Source organism: Nonomuraea mangrovi, assembly GCF_042681425.1.
Lineage (GTDB): Bacteria > Actinomycetota > Actinomycetes > Streptosporangiales > Streptosporangiaceae > Nonomuraea > Nonomuraea mangrovi.
This window is the reverse complement of sequence record NZ_JBHUFV010000031.1, coordinates 1-1,559: the sequence shown is the minus strand read 5'-3', so window position 1 is coordinate 1,559 and position 1,559 is coordinate 1. Positions and strand designations below refer to the sequence as shown.

Sequence of the window (1,559 nt, the reverse complement as noted above, 5' to 3'; positions counted from 1 at the left end):
GTCACGCTTATCCCGAAGTTACGCGTGCAATTTGCCGAGTTCCTTCAGCATAGTTCTCTCAAGCGCCTTGGTATGCTCTACCAGTCCACCTGTGTCGGTTTCGGGTACGGTCTCTGTTGGAGTTATTTCCAGGAACAACTTCGCTGCCAGGAGCAATCCAATAAGCCCTGACAACTTACGTCATTCGTCACTTCCAACTGGCCCAGGAATATTTACCTGGTTCCCATCGACTACGCCTTTCGGCCTCGCCTTAGGGGCCGGCTAACCCTGCGCAGATTAACTTTACGCAGGAACCCTTGGACTTTCGGCGAGAGTGTCTCTCACACTCTTTGTCGCTACTCATGTCAGCATTCTCACTTCCGATACCTCCAGCCAGCCTCACGGCTGACCTTCACAGGCTTACGGAACGCTCCGCTACCGCGTGCTTGCGCACACCCATACCTTCGGCGAACGGCTTGAGCCCCGTTACATTTTCCGCGCAGGATCGCTTGACCAGTGAGCTGTTACGCTTTCTTTAAATGATGGCTGCTTCTAAGCCAACATCCTGGTTGTCAAAGCAATCCCACATCGTTTCCCACTTAGCCGTTACTTGGGGGCCTTAGATGATGGTTAGGGTTGTTTCCCTTTTCACGACGGACGTTAGCACCCGCCGTGTGTCTGCCAGATAGTTCTCTTGGGTATTCGGAGTTTGGTTAGAATTGGTACAGCTCGCGCCGCCCGCATCCATCCAGTGCTCTACCCCCCAAGGAATTCGTCTGACGCTCTACCTAAATAGATTTCGCGGAGAACCAGCTATGTCCAGGTTTGATTGGCCTTTCACCCCTATCCACAAGTCATCCCAGACCTTTTCAACGGGCACGGGTTCGGTCCTCCAGCTGGTGTTACCCAGCCTTCAACCTGCTCATGGATAGATCACCTGGTTTCGGGTCGTCATGCGACGTACTTATTCGCCCTATTCAGACTCGCTTTCGCTACGGCTACACCTAACGGCTTAAGCTTGCACGGCACATGAAGTCGCTGACCCATTATACAAAAGGTACGCCGTCACCACGCGTGGTGGCTCCGACTGCTTGTAGGCTTCCGATTTCAGGTTCTATTTCACTCCCCTCGTCGGGGTGCTTTTCACCTTTCCCTCACGGTACTTGTTCACTATCGGTCACTGAGGAGTACTTAGGCTTGGAGGATGGTCCCCCCATGTTCAGACAGGATTTCACGTGTCCCGCCCTACTCGAGTCTGTCGCTAATTGACGCCTACGGGGCTATCACCCGCTATGGCCGACCTTTCCAGATCGTTCGGCTTTATGTCACGACAGCACTGGCCTGGTCCCGGTTCGCTCGCCACTACTACGGGAGTCTCGGTTGATGTCCTTTCCTCCGGGTACTGAGATGTTTCAGTTCCCCGGGTTCGCTTCGTTACCCTATGTATTCAGGTAACGATAACCCTTGCGGGTTGGGTTTCCCCATTCGGAAATCCACGGATCAAAGCTTGCTCACAGCTCCCCATGGCTTATCGCAGCGTGCCACGTCCTTCATCGCCTCTGCGCGCCAAGGCATCCACC

1 rRNA gene (running past one end of the window) is annotated in these 1,559 nt (G+C 54.1%); it reads right to left on the bottom strand.

The window, feature by feature from the left end:
* Nucleotides 1–1,559: ribosomal RNA gene (locus ACFSKW_RS18335) — 23S ribosomal RNA — on the bottom strand; its annotated part reaches 1,136 nt to the left of the window's first position; the annotation flags it as partial.